This window comes from Planctomycetota bacterium (genome assembly GCA_039182125.1).
Classification (GTDB): domain Bacteria; phylum Planctomycetota; class Phycisphaerae; order Tepidisphaerales; family Tepidisphaeraceae; genus JBCDCH01.
Genome location: JBCDCH010000037.1, coordinates 1 through 21,393, shown reverse-complemented (window position 1 = coordinate 21,393; position 21,393 = coordinate 1). Strand labels below are relative to the sequence as shown.

15 protein-coding genes and 2 tRNA genes are annotated in these 21,393 nt (G+C 63.8%); 9 read left to right on the top strand and 8 right to left on the bottom strand.

What is annotated here, in order from left to right:
- Positions 1-26 precede the first annotated feature (26 nt).
- Entirely contained in the window at positions 27-626 is a 600-nt protein-coding gene (locus AAGD32_10925) for a hypothetical protein (protein MEM8874756.1), read from the bottom strand.
- A gap of 55 nt (positions 627-681) precedes the next feature.
- Between AAGD32_10925 and AAGD32_10920 the strand changes: the two genes are divergently transcribed.
- A complete protein-coding gene (locus tag AAGD32_10920) occupies positions 682-1,134 on the top strand; it encodes a hypothetical protein (GenBank protein MEM8874755.1) in 453 nt (150 codons plus the stop codon).
- A gap of 10 nt (positions 1,135-1,144) precedes the next feature.
- Here the strand turns inward: AAGD32_10920 and AAGD32_10915 are convergent, their stop codons facing one another.
- Together AAGD32_10915 and AAGD32_10910 are read right to left on the bottom strand one after the other, a co-directional pair.
- On the bottom strand, positions 1,145-3,004 hold the full coding sequence (locus AAGD32_10915; GenBank protein MEM8874754.1) for an ABC transporter ATP-binding protein: 1,860 nt from the start codon (positions 3,002-3,004) through the stop codon (positions 1,145-1,147).
- A gap of 309 nt (positions 3,005-3,313) precedes the next feature.
- Positions 3,314-6,475 (bottom strand): zinc-dependent metalloprotease, encoded by a 3,162-nt coding sequence (locus tag AAGD32_10910; GenBank protein ID MEM8874753.1) that lies wholly within the window; start codon positions 6,473-6,475, stop codon positions 3,314-3,316.
- A gap of 678 nt (positions 6,476-7,153) precedes the next feature.
- Between AAGD32_10910 and AAGD32_10905 the strand changes: the two genes are divergently transcribed.
- Entirely contained in the window at positions 7,154-8,020 is an 867-nt protein-coding gene (locus AAGD32_10905) for a prepilin-type N-terminal cleavage/methylation domain-containing protein (protein MEM8874752.1), read from the top strand.
- A gap of 212 nt (positions 8,021-8,232) precedes the next feature.
- Complete coding sequence (locus AAGD32_10900; GenBank protein MEM8874751.1) at positions 8,233-9,018, top strand: PEP-CTERM sorting domain-containing protein; 786 nt, start codon at positions 8,233-8,235, stop codon at positions 9,016-9,018.
- A gap of 72 nt (positions 9,019-9,090) precedes the next feature.
- Here the strand turns inward: AAGD32_10900 and AAGD32_10895 are convergent, their stop codons facing one another.
- A complete protein-coding gene (locus AAGD32_10895; GenBank protein ID MEM8874750.1) occupies positions 9,091-10,269 on the bottom strand; it encodes a DegT/DnrJ/EryC1/StrS family aminotransferase in 1,179 nt (392 codons plus the stop codon).
- On the opposite strand from AAGD32_10895, the gene AAGD32_10890 reads away from it, so the two are divergent.
- A complete protein-coding gene (locus AAGD32_10890; GenBank protein ID MEM8874749.1) occupies positions 10,268-11,716 on the top strand; it encodes an FAD-binding oxidoreductase in 1,449 nt (482 codons plus the stop codon). The two genes, AAGD32_10895 and AAGD32_10890, sit on opposite strands and share 2 nt — an antisense overlap.
- A 3-nt stretch (positions 11,717-11,719) precedes the next feature.
- Here the strand turns inward: AAGD32_10890 and AAGD32_10885 are convergent.
- Positions 11,720-11,794 (bottom strand) — tRNA-Met (locus tag AAGD32_10885).
- Positions 11,795-11,914: 120 nt separating this feature from the next.
- Here AAGD32_10885 and AAGD32_10880 point away from each other — a divergent pair.
- Complete coding sequence (locus AAGD32_10880) at positions 11,915-12,793, top strand: hypothetical protein (protein MEM8874748.1); 879 nt, start codon at positions 11,915-11,917, stop codon at positions 12,791-12,793.
- 11 nt (positions 12,794-12,804) lie between these two features.
- Here the strand turns inward: AAGD32_10880 and cyaB are convergent, their stop codons facing one another.
- Positions 12,805-13,368 (bottom strand): class IV adenylate cyclase, encoded by a 564-nt coding sequence (gene cyaB, locus AAGD32_10875; GenBank protein MEM8874747.1) that lies wholly within the window; start codon positions 13,366-13,368, stop codon positions 12,805-12,807.
- A gap of 74 nt (positions 13,369-13,442) precedes the next feature.
- A complete protein-coding gene (leuS, locus tag AAGD32_10870) occupies positions 13,443-16,292 on the bottom strand; it encodes a leucine--tRNA ligase (GenBank protein MEM8874746.1) in 2,850 nt (949 codons plus the stop codon).
- Positions 16,293-16,391: 99 nt separating this feature from the next.
- Between leuS and AAGD32_10865 the strand changes: the two genes are divergently transcribed.
- From AAGD32_10865 to AAGD32_10850, 4 genes are all read left to right on the top strand, one after another.
- Positions 16,392-16,739: a PilZ domain-containing protein gene (locus AAGD32_10865; protein ID MEM8874745.1), complete on the top strand. Its 348-nt coding sequence runs from the start codon at positions 16,392-16,394 to the stop codon at positions 16,737-16,739.
- Between the two features lie 120 nt (positions 16,740-16,859).
- Positions 16,860-18,752 (top strand): SpoIIE family protein phosphatase, encoded by a 1,893-nt coding sequence (locus tag AAGD32_10860; GenBank protein ID MEM8874744.1) that lies wholly within the window; start codon positions 16,860-16,862, stop codon positions 18,750-18,752.
- Positions 18,753-18,836: 84 nt separating this feature from the next.
- Positions 18,837-18,907, top strand: a tRNA-Ala gene (locus AAGD32_10855).
- A gap of 1,327 nt (positions 18,908-20,234) precedes the next feature.
- On the top strand, positions 20,235-21,089 hold the full coding sequence (locus AAGD32_10850) for a phospholipase D-like domain-containing protein (GenBank protein MEM8874743.1): 855 nt from the start codon (positions 20,235-20,237) through the stop codon (positions 21,087-21,089).
- A 50-nt stretch (positions 21,090-21,139) separates the two neighbouring features.
- Here AAGD32_10850 and AAGD32_10845 read toward each other — a convergent pair.
- Positions 21,140-21,393, bottom strand: a 254-nt coding sequence (locus AAGD32_10845; protein ID MEM8874742.1) for a hypothetical protein, incomplete at its 5' end; no start/stop codon positions are given.

Below are 21,393 nucleotides of genomic sequence, written 5' to 3'. Positions count from 1 at the left end.
GATGCGCATCGCTCGGGCCGGTTTGTTCAGCCAACGGCCTGCCCCATGCATTCGTCGAAGAGCACGCGCCACTCGAGTTGTTGCAGGCCGACGGTGACGCGGTGGGCCGGGTCGTCGGGCGTGTCCGCCACCGACTCGACCAGATCGACAAACGCCGACGCGTCCCAGCCGTTGGCGGTGAGCCGGAGGAAGCGTTTGTCCGCGAGCATCGGCCGAACCAGGTCGTCGGCCTTGGCCGCGATCGACGGGAACAGCGGGTGCCGACCGGTCTGGCGAACCCAGTACTTCGCGTTGGAAAAGTCGCCCTCGCGGCGGTGCATGATCATGTGCCAAAACGAGCCGGTCGGGTTGTCGATCGACTGGCTGATTTGGTGCGACTCGTGGAGGAAGTCGTGCCAAAGCCAAAGCCCGGCGAGCGCCGCGTTGGCTGCTTCGGGGGCGGCCGGGAACGTCGGCGTGAGCTTGTAAGCGTCGAGCGGTTCGAGCGCCGCCCGTGCTTCGGCCGAGCCCGACTCACTCGGTACGAGCGTTCGATATGCCCGAGCCGGATTGATCATCAACACCGCACGTCCCGCGTCGGTGAGATGCGGCGTTTGCAGTTTGAGCGCGGCTTCGTCTGGCATCATGGCAGAGCGTAGGTGGTGCCTATCCACGGCGGTTTCCTTCCGCTATCGTGCCGGCATGCTCGCTCGCCTGACACTCGCCGTGCTCGTGTTCGCTTTGGCCGGTTGCCAAGGCGGTTGGACCACCGTCACGCCGAACCGCCTCGATTCGCTCAACCGCAAGCCGGCCCAGTTCGCCGCCGACGCCGCCAAGCGGACCTACCCGGCGGACGTCCCTGCGGCCAAGACGAACCTCATCCGCGGTGAGGCAGACTACACGTTTGACCACCTCCACCTTCTCAACCTCACCGAAGAGCCGATGGCGGACGTCGAGGTTTGGGTCAACGAGCGGTTCGTTGTGTTCCTGCCAGAGTTTCCGAACAAGCCGACGATCGTGAAGATTCCGTTCCGCGCGTTGTACGATCAGGACGCGATCCACTTCCCGACCAACAACCGGGTCATTTCGGTGCGCAAGGTCCAAGTGCTTGTCGACGGCGAACTCCTCGACGTGCCGGTCGATATCGCGGACTGATTGCCGACGGTCAGCGTTTCTGCGTCAACTCGACCGCCGGGGCGGTTTGGAGTGTGACCATTTTCTGGTAGTGGCCGGATCGTTGCATGAGCTCGTCGTGGCAGCCTTGCTCGATGATCTCGCCGTTGTCGATCACGACGATGCGGTCGGCGTCGCGGATGGTGCTCAGGCGGTGGGCGATGACGAAGCTGGTGCGGCCCTCCATGAGCTTGGTGAGCGATTGCTGAATGAGGCGTTCGCTTTGCGTGTCGAGGTTGCTCGTGGCTTCGTCAAGGATGAGTAGTTTCGGATCGGCGAGGATGGCACGAGCGATGGTGAGTCGCTGACGTTGACCGCCGGAAAGTTTGACGCCACGTTCACCGACGTAGGTGCGGTAGCCGTAGGGCAGTTCCTCGATGAACCTGTCGGCGTTGGCTTGGCGGGCGGCTTCCTGGATCTGCTCGAGGGTGGCGTCACGGTTGGCATAGGCGATGTTCTCGGCGATGGTGCCGTCGAAGAGGAAAGTGTCCTGTTCGACGATCGCAAGCAGGTTGCGGAAGCTCTCGACGTTGATCTCGCGCAGGTCATGGCCATCAAGCGTGATGCATCCGCCGGTCGGGTCGTAGAACCGCGCAATCAGGTTGCAGAGCGTGGTCTTGCCCGCGCCCGACGGGCCGACGAAGGCAACGGTCTCGCCGGCGGCGATGTCGAGGTTGATGCCCTTGAGCACCTCCTTGTTCGCATCCTCGCCGAAGTCGGCGGGGTAGCGGAAGTGCAAGTCGTCAATCACGACATGCCCGGCAACATTCTCGCGTTGCAGGCACTTCGTGCTGGGTGTGTCGTGGAACTCGGCGTCTTCGCCCAGAAGGTCGAGCGTCCGATCCAGCCCCGCGAGTGAGGTCTGGAAGCCGGTGGCGGAGTTGGCGAGCGTCGCGATCGGTCCGAGCATCGCGGCGAGGAATGCGATGAAGAGCACGAGGTCGCCGACCGAGAGCTGACCATCGAGCACTAGCCAGCCGCCGAAGTACAGCAGTAGCGACGTGGCCATCGGGATGAGGATGGACCACATCGCTTCGATGGACCGCATCCACCACCAGTTGTGCAGCTCCTGGCGGGCCATGAAGTTGGAGTCGGTGGTGTAGCCGGCGGTTTCCGAGCGGCGTCGGCCGAACGCCCGGACGACCCGCATGCCGCCGAAGGTTTCGGTGGTCCGCGCGTCGATGCCTTGGCGGGTTTTGCGGATGTCGCGCCAGTGCGGGCGGATGCGCGTCACCCACATGCGGTTGCTCACCCACACCATCGGCAGCAGTGCGACCGCCCCGATCAACAGCCGCCAGTCGACGAGCAACAGCACCACCAGCGTTGCCGAGAGTTGGACGATCGCTTGGAACGGGTTGTAGATCATCTGGAAAACCAGATCACCGACACCGTTGGCGTCATCGCGGAGGATCGAGGAGATGCCCCCGGACTTGATGGCGTAGACGCGGTGCAGTGGGAGTTGCACGACGTGGTCGTAGAGCTTGCGCCGGACGGTGATCTTGGTGCGCGTGGCGACCTTGGTCGCGGTCCATCGGCCGACGGTCTGCAACAGTACCGCGAACAGTGCCGCTGCCGCCGAGCCGAGCGCGATGAGTAAGAGCAGGTTCTCCTTGCTCATGAATTCGAGCCACGGTGCCCAGCGGAGAAACGCCGGCGGGATCGGCGCATCGCCGATGACCACGTCGAGGATCGGCTTGGGCGCGGCAAGCGGTGCGAGGTTGAGCAGGGTCGTGACCGCGAGAACGACGAGCGCCAGTCCGAGCCGAAGCCGCTGGCCGCGGAGAAATCCGATGAAGTGGCGGAAGAGCGTGGGGAACGGTCGGGTGCGTTCCTTGGACCGGTCCCGGTGCATCGCATCGCCGGGCGGCGGGGCACCTTTTTTCCCGTCGGCGTCTTTCGAAGCGTCCTTGTCCTTCGAGCGTTCGTGAGCCTTCCTGCGGTACTCGTCGAACCGTTCGCCGGAGCGTCGGCGTGGACGTATGGCGGGTTCGGGTTGGACGCTGGGATGTTCGGTGCCGGAGACGATGCGTTAGTTTAGGGGACCAACGGTGGGGTGGTTCAGAACATGCGCGAGCTTGCCCGCCGACACGTAATGCCCGTCCACGCAAAAAGGCGGTGAACCGACCGGGCTCCCCGCCCCTTGTTTAGGGAGTTGGCGTGATTACTTCGACGCTTCGCGGCCCATCATGATGATGGTCTGACCGCCGCCGGCGACGTCGACCATCGGGGCCTCGAGGGCACGTTCGATAGTGGACTTGCTCTCGGCGTAGTGCGCAGCGGTGGCCATGTCGAGGTCGCCTTCAGCGATGGCCTCATCCATGTCCTTGGCGAGCATGCGGAGTTGGTAGCGGACCATGTTGCGGAGGTCGGCCGCCATCAGCCGGCCCGGCTCGCTCATGGCCATGGCCGTGAGGTAGTCCAGGTGCTGGCTCTGGAGGTTGCGGTCGATGCTCGACAGTTCTTCGCTGCCGATCTCGCCCCAGACCGCCTCGGTCACGGAAGTGATCAACTCGGCCGCGGTGAACTTGTCGTCCTCGGTCGTTTTGAGTTCCGCGTCGTAGACCCGCTGCAGGATCGTCGGGTTGACGAGCGTCGACAGTGCGCGGTTCTGGGCGTTGAGGATCGTCTGGTGGACCGGGAAGTCGATCCGGCTGCCGGCCCAGCTGCCGACGGTCGGCTGTCGGCTCGGTACCAGGTCGTTCCACAGCTCGGTCTCGACCGCGAAGAACTCGTCGTTGAACAGCGTCTCGTCGAGGTAAGCGATCGCCTCGCGCTGGGCATCGGGGTCGATCAGCGTCAGGCCCGGCTCGTCGCCGCCGTCGAGGGTCTCGCCGAAGCGGGTGCGGCTGAACTTCTGGCCACCCACCATGCGGGCGACGAAGTTGGCGTTGCGGATCTTCTCGAAGAACAGCGAGCGGAACACGTCACGCAGCTCGTCGTTGGTCGAATTCTTTTCGAGGGCCCACTCACGCAGGTCCTCCATGAGGTAGTCGGCCAACTCGGCACGGGCCTTGGCGAAGGCGATCGGGTCGTCGCCGAGGTCGTAGCGGTTGACGAACGGGTCGGGGCTGGCGAGGCCGGTCGTGTCCTCGTCGGTCGCGTAGGCCAGCTCACGCTTGCCACTCTTGGCGGCGATCTGCGCGGTGACCTGCTTCTCCTGACGCGGGTTGGCGATGGTGTAACCGTACTCGACGGCCCAGTAGTCGTAGGGGCCGATCACGGACGTCGAGAAGGTTTCCAGGTCGCTCGGATCATCGCCGGCGAAGAAGACCATCGGGTTGTAGTCCATGACGGACGCGACCAGTGGCTTGTCGGCGTCGCCGCGGCGCTCCTTGATCTCGTCGAGGCTTAGCCAGGCCGAGGCCTTGAAGTTGTGCCGCAGGCCGATGGTGTGACCGACCTCGTGGGCGACGACATCCTTGAGCACCAAGCCCAAGAACTTCTCGGGCAGCTTGACCTTCTCACGCTTGACAACTTCGGCCGTCTTGGCTTCGGCCTTTTCTTGGGTGACTTCTTCCATCGTCGTCTCGGCGGACGCGCTGGCCTGGGTCACTTCTTCCTCGACCTCGGCGACCGGGTCGCTGACGATCGCGCCACCATCACCGGCATCGCCGGAGTCCTTGGCGGTCGCGGCACCGGGCTTGGTCGTCGGGGCGCCCTTGGGCATCGGCGGCGTGACGGCCGCGAATCGGCTCGACAGGTTCAGCCAGTGGGTCATCGCAAGCTGCTGGCGGACGCCGGTGGCATAGTTGCAGCCGGCGTGGTCGGCGTGGTTGCGGCTGGCGACGACGGGATGTGAACAGCCGTGATCGCAACCGCTGGTGCCGAGCATGTCGTGAACTTGGTTCAGCGCTTCACGCTGCGCGTTGGGGTCGACGTTGGTGGCGAAGTTGCTGCCGGCCGTCGTTTGCCATTTGAGGTTGGTCGAACGCATCGCGGCGTGGACATCCGCCTCGGTCACGCCCTGGGGCATGAAGGCCGGGTTCTCGTCGAGGAACGTGAGGAACTCCGGGCCCATGTCCGCGAGCATCGTCTTGGGGCCGAGCAGGTCGAGGTCTTCGCTGAAGTAGCGGAGCATCGAATCGTCGAAGATGATGTCGGCGTCGAGAATCTGCCCGGTCCGCGGGTCAACCCGACTCGGTCCCATCGCGAAGGCACGGCCGGTCACGATCCAGCGGATGAAGTTGTACCGGGCGTCCTCGGGGTCGATGTCGGCGTAGGCGGTGTCGGTTTGCTGGCGGACTTCGATCGCGCCGACGATGCCGACCTTCTCGAACGCCTTGTTCCACTCCTCTACGCCGTCACGGACGTACCGGCGCCACTGCACCGGGACGGTGTTCTCGATGTAGAAGACGATCGGTTCCTTGGGCGGGCTCATCTCGAGGCTCGGGTCGAGCTTCTCGAGACGCCAGCGGTTGATGTAGCGATCGGTGAGGTCGCGGTCGTCGTAGCCGCTGGACCAGTCCTGCTTGACGGTCAGGAAGTAGCCGACGCGTTCATCGGCGAGACGTGGGCGGTAGCGGTCGCGGGTGTTGAGGTTCGGGAGCTGGCGGAAGGCGTAGCTCATGCCGGTGGTCGTCGCGCCGGCACCGCGGCCGTAGGCGAGTTCGGCGGTGATGAGCACGTTCTCGGGGAAGACCTTGACCGTCGTGTAGCGCGAGAGGTCCTTGCGGAGCGGGCCGGTCGCGCCGGGGACGGGGATCGCGCCGGTCAGGGCCGAAAGATCGACGGCCAACTCGCCCGAGCCGGTCACGCTCTGGATCGGCATGCTCGCGAGGATGCGTGGCGTGTAGGTGCGCTCGACCGACTCGGCGACGGGCTTGCGCTTGTCGTCGGAGACCTGCGAGAGGTCAGGAACGACGAGCACGACGTTGCGGCCACGCCGTTCGAAACGGACGAGGTAGTCGTTCCACTGGTACCCGGCCAACGGTCCTGCCGAGACGCTCGCGGCAAGCAGTAGGTCCTTGCCGAACAGCGACGGTGGGATGGCGGCGATGAGCTTGGACGGGCTTTTCGCGTCGTTGCCGGCGGGGCGGTAGAGCTTGAACAAACCGCGCGTGCCTTCGGGCGCTTCGACGAGCTTGAGGCCTTCGATGACCTTTTCGAAGGCTGTGTAGCCGCTGCTTGACGAAGTGGTCGCGCCGCGGCGGGCGGCCATCAGGGCCTGCACTTCGGCGGCGGTCAGTTCCAGTTCGCCCTCGGTCGTTGCGTCGGCGGGCGCTTCCTGTGCGCTGGCCGGCATCGACATCGGGGCGGTGACGGCAAGTAGGGCCGTCGCAGCAAGTACTGCGCGGCACGCACGGGAGATTTTGGCGTGGGTCATGGTCGGTTTGCGCCCGCGTCGGGCCGCATGCAGGGGTGTTAGGAGACGGTGTTGACAGGGATACGCTAGCCAACCCTCGTGGGTGCTCAAGTTTCCAATTTTCGATAATCCCGGCGTGAAAATTGCGACCTGTATTCCCATATCCAACGTTGCCACCGAACCATCCCCGCACACCTTGGGGCGTAGCCATTCTTTGGGTTGCCCGAACTGGCGCGGTGGTGCTATGTTTGGGCAGTGCGTGTGTCCCGCACATTCCGGTATCTACTCGTGGTTTCCGCGTTGTTCGCGGTGACCGTGCTTACATCCAGCGGCGGGGTCAGTACTCTCCATGCGGCTCAACATGCTGGCTGCACCAGCGACGTTCACTCTGAACGCGACTGCACCCAACGGGAACGTCAAGACGATGATCAGCACGAGGAAGATTGCCCGACGTGCCATTTGATCGCGGTGGGCATGCATGCGGAACTCCCGCCGGCTCCCGTACAGGTGGCCGTGCTTGATCGATCGCCCGAGCGGGTTGCTCGCGATGGTCGCCTTGTCTTCTCTGCCGCCGCGCCCATTCCTGCGGATGCTCGCGGCCCGCCGATGTCCTGACGGCGGTCGCTTTTGTTTTTCTTTTTCTCAAGCAATCCCCGCACGTGGTGTCACTCACCACTTTGCATCCGTCAGGATCGTTCTATGAATTTTTACGCAGGTAACCAGCGAGGGCGCCAAGCCTTCACGCTCGTGGAGCTTCTTGTTGTCATCGGCATCATCGCACTACTCATCGCGATTTTGTTGCCGTCGCTGCAAGCGGCCAGGAATGCCAGCAAGTCGGTCAAGTGTTTGTCGAACATGCGGCAACTCGCGATCGCTCACACCATGTATGTCAGTGAGAATGGCGGCTACTTCGTGCAACCAGGCTTGGGGCATAGTGGTGCATCCACTGCCGCGCCCACACTGTTCGACCCGGCACAGTCGACCGTCCCTGACGACGGCACCGGCCATGCCGACGAGCAGGGGGCATGGATCAACACCATGCGTCCGTACTTCACGACCACGGTGTTGCTTCGCTCGCCGCTGGACTTCAGTCCGCACTGGGAAGGCGAAGGTCTTCCCGTTCGCGAGGATGATGGTGAGCCGGTCTGGCGTCGCACGAGCTACGGCATCAACACCTACCTCACCGGTCTGGTGACCGATGAGTCGGGCGCGCCGCTCTACCGTCGCATTACACAGGTCAAGCAAAGCTCGGCCACGGTGCATTTCCTCATCATGGCCTACACGGGTGCTTTCGCCGCGGCGGACCACCCGCATAGTGAATCGTGGGGCGTGCCCGGCTTCGAGGACGGTGCACCGTTCAATGCGAGCAAAGAGATCCAGATGAACGCCCACGGCGGCGAAGTCGGCGACTGGCAGGCCCGAAGTGCCTACAGCTTCGTCGACGGCCACGCCGAGGTCACCACCTTCCGTGATCTTTGGATCGGGACCGAGTTCGATCCCTCGGCACCTTCGCTGGCGGATCGGTACAAGTTCATCAACAACTTCAATCCGGCGACCGCACGCTGATTCCGTTCGACGCATCCGTGCCGACTTCTGTTCAAGCGCTCATGCTCGACCAGCACGGATGAGTCCAAGTTTCGTCGTGCATGAGCCGATTCGATCGGCGTCTGCGTTGCCCAAGGCCGATGTGGCCCGGGTGTAGTGCCGACCAACTCTCTCTTCCGGAGACCAAAATGCTATCTTCCAAGAAATCTTTCCTTTTCGTCGCGGCTGGTGCCGTGGCACTTCCCGCCATCGCTTTCGCTGGCGAGGAAGGCGATATCGGCCTGCGGCTCAACTCCGCCGGCCAGATCGAAACGACCCTGACCGCCGAAGGTTCGGGTGACTTTACCGGCCCGACCGAGCGGGTTTTCGTCTCCGAACTGGAGACCGAAGGACTCGGCGAGTTCGATCCCGTCTTCAGCCCGCTGCCCCCCGGTGTGTCTGTTCCCACCGGCAACACTCCCGGCTTCGACTCGCCCGACAACACGTTCGCCATCGGCAGCGAGGTCGGGCTCGACATCTTCACGCCGAGCGTGCTGAGCGATAACTTCGTCGGCTACGACCCCATCGCTGACGCGTTCACCACCGTGCCGGATGGGACCGGCGTCCAGTTCTTCTTCTCCAGCCCGTCCGCTTTGGCTCGCACCACCGAGCCGGTTGCCAGCACGGACCTGCTTCTGCCCGTCTTCGACGGCAGCAGCCCCAGCGATGAGACGGGCCCGGGTCGCTGGCACCGTCACTACGTCATCAGCATCTTCGGTGGCATCGACGACACCAGCGGCGATCTGTTGGCCCCGGCCGGCGGCGTCTACGTGCTTGAGTTCGACGTCATCACCACCGACCCGTCGGTCCTTGATAGCGAACCGACGTTCGTCGTGTTCGGTGTTGGCGAGGAAGGCATCGACTTCGAAGATGCCGACCTCGACGCGGCCGTCGCGCTGGTCGAGGCGACCATCCCCGAGCCGGCCAGCCTTGGCCTGCTCGGCCTCGCGGGCCTGGGTCTGATGCGTCGCCGCAAGTAAAGCTTGCACCCAACAACCGAGCGGCCGACGTTTCAGAGCAAACGTCGGCCGCTTTTGTTTTGAGAACCGCAGCTATTCAATCACCTTCTCGAACGCTGTGGCATACTGGTCGAGCAGCCCTTTTTCGCAGCGGTGGAAGCTCGGGAGCGCAAGGCCCTTGTCGATGAGACCTTCGATTTTCGGAAGCCGGATTTGCGTGTAATCCGGTGGCGTGATGCTTTGGGGGAGCCGGGCGATGTGCGCCCAGTGGCCCTCGGTGAAGAACGGTTGTTGGTGCAACAGCGGATAGCGCCCCGTGCGGACGTGACAGCCTTCTTCCTGCAGACGCTCGATGAGCGTTTGCGTTTGAATTGACGTGTTGTTGAGCGTGAGGAACTCGAAGTAAACCCGCTCAACGTGTGACGGTGACTGGAACGTATGAATGCCCAGCGGTTCGAGGCGTTGGGCGAGATACATGATGTTGGCGTTACGCTCGGCGTTGCGGGTGTCGAGGTGTTTCAACTGGACGCGTCCGACCGCGGCACAGAGCGGTGCCATGCGGGTCTTGATCCCGAAGCCGGTCGCGGCGAAGCGTTTGGCGGGGCTGTCGAGTTGGTAGACGCGGTTGACGTCGCCCAAGAGTGTGGCCCGTTCGAAGAACGCGTTGTTGTCGGTCAGCAACATGCCGCCTTCGCCGGCGGGCGCGAGTTTGTGGCCGTGAAGGCTGAAGACGCCGATGTCGCCGAGCGTGCCGACGGGCCGATCGTTCCAGCGAGCGCCATGAGCGTGTGACGCGTCCTCGATGACGGCCAGTCCGTGGCGTTTGGCGATATCGAGCAGTTCCGTCATCCGTGCGGGCATGCCCCATAGGTGCACGACGACGATTGCCTTGGTGCGTGGTGTGATCTTTGCTTCGACGTCGCTCGGGCAAAGCCCCAGCCGATCGGATTCGCAATCGGTAAAGATGGGCAGCGCCCCGAGCCAGAGCATCGGCAGCGCGCTGGACCACCACGTCGCGCTTGGGACGATCACCTCGTCGCCGGACTGCAAGTCCAATGCAAAGAACGCCGCCATCAGCGCGGTGGTGCCGTTGCAGTGCGCGAGTGCGTGGGTGGTTCCAAAGTAGTTTCGGTAATCGGCTTCGAGCGCCTGGGTGACCGGGTGGGTGGTGAGGTCGCCATCACGCAGGATTTCGAGCACCGCGGACTCGTCTTCATCGGTGAGAACGGGCCAACGTTCGGCGTCGTCGTGTGGAAGCGTGACGGTGGGCATGCCCGACGGTACCCTCGCCGTGATGGCGGGCAAACCTATCAGTCGACGTGACGCGATGGTTGCTGCGGCGGCGTTTACGGTTTGCGGTTGCTCGCGTGTCGAAACGGATCGCCGTCGAACTTCCGCCGGTGTGGTCGTCAACGACGTTCACGCGCAGATCAGCCGAACGGCAATGCGCGAGGTGGTCGAGCCGGCCACGGTCGACGCGGTGGCCGATGTGTTGTCGAAAGGCAACGTCAGCGTCGGCGGCGGGCGCTACTGCGCGGGTGGGCAGCCCTTTCTCACAATGGGGCGCTTGCTCGATACGCGCAAGCTCGACGACGTTGTCGTCGTCAATCCAGAACGCGGCACGATCACCGTCCAGGCCGGCATCCGTTGGACCGCGCTGATGGAGGCGATTAACGCCGACGCGCCTGGCTGGGCGATTCGGCAGAAACAAAGCGGTGCGCAACGCGTGACGTTGGGCGGCACGCTCGCGGTCAACGCTCACGGTCGGTGCCTCACCGCACCACCGATCGTTGACGACATCGAGTCGATCGACGTTCTGATCGATGGCAAGCTCGTGCGCTGCTCGCGCATTGAAAACGCCGATCGTTTCGCGCGCGTGATCGGTGGTTACGGGCTCTTTGGTGTTATGACCGCGGTGACGCTCAAGCTGGTGCCGCGGGTGAAGCAGATGCTGCGTGTGGAAGTCGTGCCGATCGATGAAGCGGTCGCACGCCTCGACGAAGCTGCGGCGCGCGGTGCGACCCACGGCGATTTTCAGTACAATGTCGACGACACCTCCGCCGACTTCTTGAAGCGAGGTCTGCTCGTGACCTATGAGGCGGCTGACGATGCCGACCCGGTTCGATCAGTCGGTGCGGGGAACTTCACCCAGTTGGCGACCCTGGCGCACGTCGACAAGCCCAGAGCGTGGGCGCTTTACCGCCAACAGATGTTGACCGCGTCGGGGGCGGTGAACTGGAACGACGCCTGGCAGGTCGCCGAGTATGACGAGCACTACCACCGTCATGTCGAGTCGGCGATCGGAGCGCCGCCTGGGTCTGAAGTACTCTCGGAGATGTTCGTGCCGCGTGAGTCGTTGTCGGTTTTGCTCGGCGTGATGGCGGCGATCGTGCGTCGGCGCGGGGCGAACATCATCTATGGCAACGTCCGCCTCATCGAGCCCGATACCGTGACGCGCTTGCCGTGGGCGCGGGGTCGATACGCGTGCGTCGTGTTCAACCAGCACATCGATCAAACGCTAATGAGTATCGCTTTAGCCCGGGACACGTTCCGCGACATACTTGATGCGGTGCTGGAGCTAGGCGGGACGTTTTACCTCGCCCACCATACTTTCGCGGCCGGATCACAGGTCGATGCCGCTTACCCCGGTCTGCGACAACACCTTGCCTCGGCCGATGGCGGCGTACGCAGCGATTGGCTCGAAAAGATGTCCGGCTGAAAGTGGCTCCGACTGGATTTGAACCAGTGACCTAGGGCTTATGAATCCCCCGCTCTAACCGGGCTGAGCTACGGAGCCGTGTGGGAAGGGCAGGATAGGAGGGCATCGGCGGCGGATTCAAGACGGACGCTCGATGGTCGGGGATTCCGGGATGCGATGGTGGCCGATCGGCGGAAGTTGGGGTAGCTTTGCGGTGCGATGCCGGCCGACGATTTGACCGATGCAGAGGTGCAACGGGCGATTCGGACGGCGTCGGACATGGCCCGCCGGCTGGGCGATGCCGGTGATCCGCTCGCGGACGCCGTCGTGGCATCGCTGCGGGATGTGGCCCACAGACTTCAGCCTCCCGGTACCGACCGGGCAACCCCGGGTAGTGACATGACCGACCAGGACACGGACGCAGCCAAGACCGACGCCACGACGGACGAGCCACGGGATCAAGCGCCCGAACAAGCGCCGGCCGAACCGTCCGACGAGGGCGAGGCTACCGAGGAGGAAAACGTCATCCCCGAAGGCGGCCCGATCACGGCCAAGCCCAACAGGTTCTTCAACGGGAAGTGGATCGTCTTCGGCCTGCTGCTCATCGCCGGCGGGGGTTGGTTCGCTTATGACGGGTTCATCGGCTACCCGGCCGAGAACGAGCGCATCGACGAACTCAACGAGCTGGCTGATCAGGCGAAGCTTGACTTGGACACGGACGCGGAGGATGCATATCGCCTGGAACTGCGCGAGCTGGGCGACCGCCACTCCGACACGAGCATCCGGGCGCAGATCCTGCTCGGCTTCCTACTCCCGGTCGGTGGGTTGGCGCTGATCGGCTGGACGTTGTGGGCCGCCCGCAGTGAGGTTCGGCTCGACGAGAACGACACCTTGCACGTCGCCGGCCATCCGCCCGTGCCCCTCTCGGCGATCACGGACATCGACGACGAGCGTTGGGAAAAGAAGGGCGTGAGCCGGATGGCGTACGAGGTGGGCGGTCAGTCCGGCGTGATCAAACTCGACGATTTCATCTTCGATCGCCCGCCGACCGACAAGATCCACGACCGTGCCGTGTGGGTCCACCAGCAAAAGTCCTGAACCGAGACAAGCTATTCGAAGACGAGTTCTCTTTTGCCGGGCTCGGTTTCCCGCAGGTGGTCGTGGACCATCGCGCTGTAGGCGACGTTGACCAGGGGCAGGTCGTCGAAGCCAAGTTTGCTGCGGGTGTCGAGCACGGTTTGCTCGTCGGGTCCCTCGATCTCGACGAAGGTGCCGATGTGCGGGAGGGTGTCGAGTTCGACGGTGCAGCCGGCGAAGGTCCACGATTCGCGGAGCTTCTCGAAGCAGAGCATCATCTTGAACCCGAGCTTTTCGAAGAGCTTTCGCGAGGCCGGGCCGTCGGTGACGCCAAACTCCAACTCCTCGCGCTGCTTGATCTCGCTGTTGATGCGTGGCCCCTTGAAGGTGACGACGAACTTCTCGGTGCCGTTCTCGGTCTTCTTGCGGCGCAGGCGCAGGCCGTTGTCGCCGGCGGTGAGTTCACGGTCCTCGGTGTCGAAGAACATGTTGGTCTCCATGACCTCGCCGAGGCGGGTCGCGCCGGCGTCCCGGAGTTTGCCGCGGGCCGCGTCGAGGTCCGGGGCACGCATCTTGGCTTCGATTTCTACGGGCATATTGGGGAGTTGAAGTGGGAGTGCTGATGGGTGAAGTGGAGACAGTAGCCCGGCCACTACGCCGTCGAGGGGGATCACTTCACCACAAAATTCACCAGCCGCCCCGGGACGTAGATCTCCTTCACGACCGTCTTGCCTTCGAGCAGCGGGGCGACCTTCTCGGCCCCGCGGGCGGCAGCGAGTGTCGCATCCTTGCCGGCTTCGGCGTCGATGGTGATCTTGTCCCGCAGTTTGCCCAGCACCTGCACCGGGATCTCGATGCTCGCGTCCTTGAGTTTGGCTTTGTCGTAGCTCGGCCACGGCGCGCGGGTGACGGTCTCGGTGAAGCCCAGCGCACGGTAAAGCTCCTCGGCCAGGTGGGGCGCGAAGGGGGCGAGCAGCTTCACGAACCGCTCCGCCGCGGCGTGGGGAATGACATCCAGCTTGCCGAAAGCGTTGTTGAGTTTGATCAACTCCGCGATGGCGGTGTTGAAGCGGAGATGCTCCAGGTCGTCCTGAACTTTCGCGGTCGCCTTGTGGAGTTGCCGGTCGAGTTCGTCGGGGACGTCGGTCTTCTCGATCGTCGCGGTGACGTTGTTCTCCTCGTCGCCGACGAGATTGCGGTGGACGCTGCGGAGGAAGCGCGTCATTCCGATGATGTCGCGGGTGTTCCACGGCTTCTGCTGTTCGAGCGGGCCGAGGTACATGACGTAAAGCCGCAGGGCGTCGGCACCGTACTCACGGATGATGACGTCGGGGTCGGCGACGTTGCCGCGCGACTTGGACATCTTGAAGCTGCGTGCGTCGATCTTGTGGTTCGGGTCGGACTTGAGCACGTGGTCGCTGCCGACCTTGTCGACGTCGTCGGCGTCGATGCGCGTTGCGATCATGCGCTCGCCGTTGTCCTTGCGGTAGCCGACGAACTGCTTGCCGCCGTCGGAGGCTTCTTCCTTGACGTCCTTGAGTTCATCGACGCTCACGTCGAAGCGGTGGTACTCCATCTCGCCGAGGATCAGCCCCTGGTTGACCAGCCGCTTGAACGGCTCGGCGGTGGTGACGTGGCCGAGGTCGAAGAGGACTTTGTGCCAGAACCGCGCGTAGAGCAGGTGCAGGACCGCGTGCTCGACGCCGCCGACGTAGAGGTCGACGGGCATCCAGTAGTCCTGCTTCTCCTTGGTCGCGAACGTCTCGTCGTTGTGCGGGTCGAGGAAGCGCAGGTAGTACCAGCACGAGCCCGCCCACTGCGGCATCGTGTTGGTCTCGCGGCGATAGGTCTTGCCGTCGATCTCGACGTCGAGCCAGTCCTTCGCTTTGACCAGCGGGCCGGCCGGGTCGCCGGTGGGCTCGAAGTCCTCCAGTGTCGGCAGCTCGACGGGCAGGTGCGACTCGGGCAGGGCGTGGTGGTTGCCGAGTTCGTCGTACACGATCGGGAACGGCTCGCCCCAGTAGCGTTGACGTGAGAAGAGCCAATCACGCAGCTTGTACTGCACCCGCCGTCGGCCGTGATCGTTCTCTTCCAGCCAGTCGATCATCGCAGACTTCGCGGCATCGACGGTCTTGCCGTTGAGGAACTGCGAGTTGATCGCGACGCCGTCGCCGGTGTAGGCGGCCGTGGCGGCGTCGAAGTTGTCGGGCGCTTTGACGACCTGCACGATCGGCAACTCGAACTGCGTGGCGAACTCGAAGTCGCGCTGGTCGTGGGCGGGCACAGCCATGATCGCGCCGGTGCCGTAGCCCATGAGTACGTAGTCGGCGACGTAGATCGGGATCTCGTGGCCGTTGACGGGGTTGACCGCGTGGACGCCGGTGAAGACGCCGGTCTTGGTTTTGGTCTCGGTCTGGCGGTCGCGTTCGCTCTTGCCGGCGGCTTCCTTGACGTACGCGTCGACGGCGGCTTTCTGCTCGGGCGTGGTGATCCGATCCACCAGTGGATGCTCGGGGGCGAGCACCATGTAGGTCGCGCCGAAGAGCGTGTCCGGGCGGGTGGTGAACACGCTGATCGTCGCTCCGTCGGGCCGTTCGCCGGCGACGTCGAAGTCGACGACCGCGCCTTCGCTGCGGCCGATCCACTCGCGCTGCATCGTTTTGAGCGACTCGCTCCATTCGAGCGTGTCCAGGTCCGAAAGCAGCCGGTCGGCGTAGGCGGTGATGCGCAGCATCCACTGCTTGAGCGGCCGGCGTTCGACGGGGAAGCCACCCACTTCGCTCTTGCCGTCGATGACTTCCTCGTTGGCCAGCACCGTGCCGAGCTTCGGGCACCAGTTCACCGGGACCTCGGCGATGTACGCCAGGCGATGGTCGTCGATGACGGTCCGCTGTTGGTCCTCGGGCAGTTCGGTGAAACGCGTGAACAGATGCCCCACGCCGCTGATCGCTTCCATGCCTTCCTGCGTCGGGTTCTCCACGAGCGACCCGTCGGGCGCGATCACGAGGTTGTCCGCGAGCAGGGCGTTGCGCAGTTCCTCGATCGGCTTTGCCTTGTTGTCGATCGGGTCGAAGTAGCTGTTGTAGAGCTGCAGGAACATCCACTGCGTCCACTTGAAGTACTTCGGTTCGGTCGTGTCGACCACGCGGTCCCAGTCGTAGGAAAAGCCCACGCGTTTGGTCTGGGCGATGAAGTGCTGGATGTTTTTCTGGGTGAACTCGGCGGGGTGGTTGCCGGTCTTGATGGCGTATTGCTCGGCGGGCAGGCCGAAGGCGTCGAAGCCGGTGGGGTGCATGACGTTGTAGCCGCGCATGCGGAGGTAGCGGCTGTAGATGTCGGTGGCCGCGTAGTTCTCGACATGGCCCACGTGCAGGCCCGCCCCGGACGGGTAGGGAAACATGTCCAGGACATACACGCCGGGCGCACCGTTGGCCTGCTCGGGATCAAGGGCGGCGTCGGTGCCGTGCTCGTCCCAGTAGGCTTGCCATTTCTGCTCGACCGTCGTGTGGTTGTAGGCCATGGGTCGGGGATCGTAGCCGCGACACGCGGAATGAAAGTCCCCCGGCTCGCTTGCCGATACTCCCAGTGCGTGTCCATGGACCTCTTCCCATCGTCCCCGGTGAGCGACCGTCGAGATGGCGGTGCGCGGCACGCGGCCGACCTGCCGGCCAAGCTCTGCGATGAGCGATCGGCCCGGTTCTACCCGTGCCGGGTACGCGATGTGTCGTCGGGTGGTTTCCGGCTCGTCGTACCGCCGACGTTCTCGGCCAAACCCGGAGCGGAGCTCTTCCTGCACGTCGCCGACGGAAAATCCGGCGTGACCCAACGGGTGGACATGCGACCGGTCCGGGTGGCTTGGCGGATGCAGATCGAGGACCACGGCGGATACGCGATCGGCGTGGAGCGGACCGACATGGAGCAAATGAGCGGGGTGCGGAAAGTTTCCACCCGTGCCCTCGCGGCGTAACTGCCGGGCAGAAAAGCGACCAGACGGGCTAGTCGGCCATATTCCTGAAACCCCGGGCGGGCCTGCCGCTGCGGAACGGTGTCGCTTCCGTTAGCATCTTAGGCGACGAGCCGTATTTCGATGGACCAAGACACCCGCCGCTATGTCCGCCGCATCCTCGCACTTCACGTGATCTTGTTGATCGTCGTGGTGGGCGTGGTGACGCTGGGCGCTCGGCAGGTGTATCTGACCGCGCGCCTCCAGGCCGAGGAGGACACGCTCACGCGGCAAAACCTCATCGCCCGCCAGACCGCCGCCGGGCTCGAAGATTTCTTCGCTGGCATTTCCGAAAACCTGAATCTGCTCCGGCGTGCCGAAGAGGAGGGCCGGCCGGTGATCCCCGGGCGGCTGCGTGATCGCGCTCCCCAGGCCGCCACCGACCGGGCCGAGGTCTTTGCACTGAGCAGCCCGATGTGGTTGCAGTTACAGGACCGCACCTCCGGCCTGATCGTGATGGACACGGTGACCGACCGGTTTCTGCGCGTGTTTCCCGAACGGTTCGGGCGCTCGGCACAGATCCGCGGCCTGATCGACAGGGCGGCCCCGCAGCTCGAAGGGATCGACGAGCCGCGCGTGACCTCGCCGTTGCGCTTGCCCGGCACTGAAGAAACGTTCTCGCTCGTCGCCGTCCCGGCCGGCAGCGATCAACGCTACCACCTGATCTCGCTGGTGCGTCTCGCGGAGTTGCGACAGCGGTTCCTCCAGCCCATCAGCGCTGACGGTGCGATCGGTGCGTCGCTGATCAACGATCAGGGCATCATCCTCGATGCGGCCGACCCCGAGCTCAAGGGGATGAACTTCCTCTCGGCGACCAAGAGCGGCGAGGTCGAACGACTCTTCGCTCAGGCGCGCCAGGGCGGGGCGATCTTCGGCTCGGTCGTCCGCGAGCCGGTGAGCCTTGGCGGCGAAACCATGCCCGGGGCGATGATCACGATTTACCCGGTCCGCGTGGGGGATCAGGTGTGGTCGCTGGCAATGACCCGCGACTTGGCGGGGGTCGACTCGGTGGTGCGCGAGACCTTCGGCGGGACCGTCCTCTGGGCGCTGTTCGTCGTTGTGGCGATGGTGGCGATCCTGCTTTCGACGGCGGTGACGGCCATCCGCGGCCGGGGCAAGCTCGAACGCCTGCGCACCGAGATGCTCGACCGCGAACTGCAGCGCGTCGAGGAAGAGCTCGACCAGGCTCGCGGCATCCAACTCAAATGGCTTCCCCAAGCCGACGCCGAGATCGCCGGCATCGAAATCGCCGCCGTCAACACGCCGGCCAGCCACATCTCCGGCGACTTCTACAACTGGTTCGAATTGGGTGACGGCCGCGTGATCATCGTCATCGGCGACGTCACCGGCCACGGCATGGCGGCGGCGTTCCTCATGGCCACCACGCAGTTGCTCGTCCGCACCACCATGGCCCGCCCCGACATCGGCGGCGACGTCGGCAAATGCATGGCCGAGGTCAACACGCAACTCTGCACCCAGGTCTACGGCGGTCAGTTCGTCACGATGCTCCTGTGCGCGATCGACACGCAGGCCGAGACCATCGAGATCGCCTCCGCCGGCCACCACGCGCCGCTGGTCTGCGATTTGGACGGGGCAGGCGACAACGCCACCGGCACCCGCCGCTACCACGAACTCGAAATCGACGCGCAGCTCGTTCTCGGTGTCGATGACGACTTGGACTTCCCCACGACCGTGCATGACCTGTCCAACGATTGTCGGTCGATGATCATCTACACCGACGGCGTCATCGAGGCGGCCAACGACGCCGGTGAGCGGTACGATCTGGACAAGTTCGTCAGGGATCTGCCCATCGATGTCGACGATCCACGTGCCCTGGCCGACGGGGCGGTGGCGGCGGTGGACCGCTTCGCGGGTAGTGTCGAGCACGAAGACGACCTGACCCTGGTGGCCATCCGCCTTCCCGGCCGTCGCCCCAACGACGCCGCCCATCCCCCGATGGAAGCCGCGGCCGTGTGAGCCGGGAAAACTGGCCATTGACGCCGTCGAGAGCCGACCTATGATCCTGACCCGCCGCAGTGCTGCTGCGACGAAATCCCCACCGGGGCTATAGTGAAATGGGATCACGCCACCATGGCATGGTGGTATTCCGGGTTCAAATCCCGGTAGCTCCATGCAAACGCCTAACCGGCACCGAAACGCATTGTCGCGCATTGCGGCGCATAAACCCCAGCACACGCTGGGGTTTATGTGTGTTCGGGCGTCGGGGTTACTCGGCACCGCCGCGCATAGCTGCGCACTGTTGCGCACGGTTTGGGTGTCAAATAGGGTGTCCACCCTAGCTCTCAGTGCGGGGGCATTTTGCGGCAAAAACCCCCATTTAGGGGCTGAAATGGAAGATTTCCCCGCTTGACACCAGATATTGCGTACACACCATGAGCCGGGATGGGCGACTGGATTACACTCTTCAACAGCATTGATTGGCGGCCATACGTCGCGACATGCGGGATCCCTGCAGGCATTTTGGTCATTACCACCATCGTCAGGAAATTGCTTTCCGGTGTCCGGCATTGGTACCCATGCTATTTCTATGCCGGCCCAGATTTGTGCATTGCCAGTCTCGGGCTGGGTCTGCCCAGCCTTTTTCGGGCTGTTTCTTCTCCGGCGCCGGCTGCTGGTGCAGTTGCCCCTGCTGGCCCGTCCGGTACATCAGTGTTCGTGGCATGCTTCCTCTGCCTCGTGTTCTATTTTGTCCTCTTGTCAGACGTTCAGGACCGAAAGGAGCTTTGCGAGCCAGAGCAAAAGCTTTCAAAGCGTCTCGTCCTAGGGACGTTGCTTGGACTTTCATTGCTTATTTGGATGAGCTACCTGTGTAGGCAGTGAACAAAATAATAACACGAAATTTGTCAAGCGAATTTCGGCGGATTTTTTGATTTTCCCCTCGATTTTTCACTCAAGAGCACGCTAGGATGTGCGATATGACGGTTATGATGATCAAGAAGAGCACCACAAAGCTCCTCCGAGCGTTAGGAATCCCTGCGCTGGCGGTTGCTTTAGTCTTGGCTGCCTCCGCTGTGCTTTTTGAGGTTGCAGCTCTCGGTCTCGTTGCATGTGTGGTAGGTGCCGCGGCGGCTGCGCCTACTTACATCGATCGCTACGGCAAAAAGCCTGACGTCGCACACTTGGTGACCGACGATTCGGGAATCCCGACGTCGAGCTCCTAGTACCCTTGGTTCCCGCCCCGGCCGGTCGCACCCTGCGGCTTGCCGGGGCGTTTTGCTGCGCGGGTCGGTGCAGACGTTTGCAACGACGACGGTCATGCGGGATAACCGCAGTCATGGACACGCTGCAACAGGCCATCTTGATCGCGTTCGTCATCGCCACGGTTGGCGGCATCGCCGGCCAGTTGTTGCATGGCTTGCTGGATCGACTGTGACCACGGCGGGCTATCGCCTTTTCAGGCACTTGCACCGGGAGGGGTCGGCGTCGACACTTTTCCGAATGGGAAGGCACCTCATCGTCGTGCTGACATTGTTGCTGTTCGCCGCGGCTCCCGCACCGCTTGAGCCGACCGCCGCCGCCCGTGGGTGCAACGGTGGTGCGTGCTCGGCGTGTAAGAACTGCACTGGGTGCAAGCACTGCGCGAAGCAAGGCGGCACCTGTAGCGTGTGCCGGCCGGGTACCGCCAGTCCGCCGCGGACGCCGGGCAACAGCTTCGGCCAGCGATCGGACGGCCAGGCTGAGCGAGACCGTCAACGTGCGGAGGAGCGCCGGCAGGCGGAGGAGCAACGCAAACGCGAGGAAGCCGAGAAGCGAGAACGCGATCGGCGGATGAAAGAGTTCATTGAGCAGCGGCAAGCCGAGATGCGGGCCGCAGAGAAGTCGGCCACCGAGGACGGGGTAGCCGTGCTCTTTTCGCCACACGGCGGCTGCACGGCCGCAATCGTGAAAGAGATCAACGGCGCGGCCGAAAGTGTCGACGTGCTGGCCTATCGCCTAACTAGCAAGCCCATTGCCGCGGCACTCAGCAACGCGCACGAGCGGGGCGTCACCGTGACAATCGTTGTCGACGTCGACGGAGCGCAAGCCGGGTACTCGGACGCGAGGTACTTCGACAACGCGGGCATCACGACGCTGGTAGACACGGCCCACAAGATCCAGCACAACAAGGTCATCATCGTCGATGATGCGACGGTCATCACCGGGAGCTTCAACTTCAGCGAAGCCGCCGAGAAAGACAACGCGGAGAACCTGCTGGTCATCAAGGGCAAGCCGGCAATCGCCGCGGCTTACAAAGCTGACTTCCTCGAACACGTCGAGCACGCCACGCCGTACGAGTTCCGCGAGAAGCGGTGATGGGTGTTGACCCGCGAGGCAACACTCACCCCGCAGCCCGGCCATCGCCTTCAGATCTGATCCCATCCCCAGATCGCCATTTGGGTCTTCTTGTCGAGCGTGTTGCCGCTGACCTTGAGCGTAAGAAGCACCCGGCCGCGGTGGTGGGTCTCGTGGGCCATGAAGTAGCTCAGCGTGGTGAAAATGCCCTTCTTGAAGCCCCGTCGTGTAGGCTTGCCGCCGCGGGTGTACTCCAGCAAGGTGGAGATCGACGAGTCGGAGCTGTGCAAAGCGCTCAAGACCGTCTTATTCGAAGGCTGGCTAC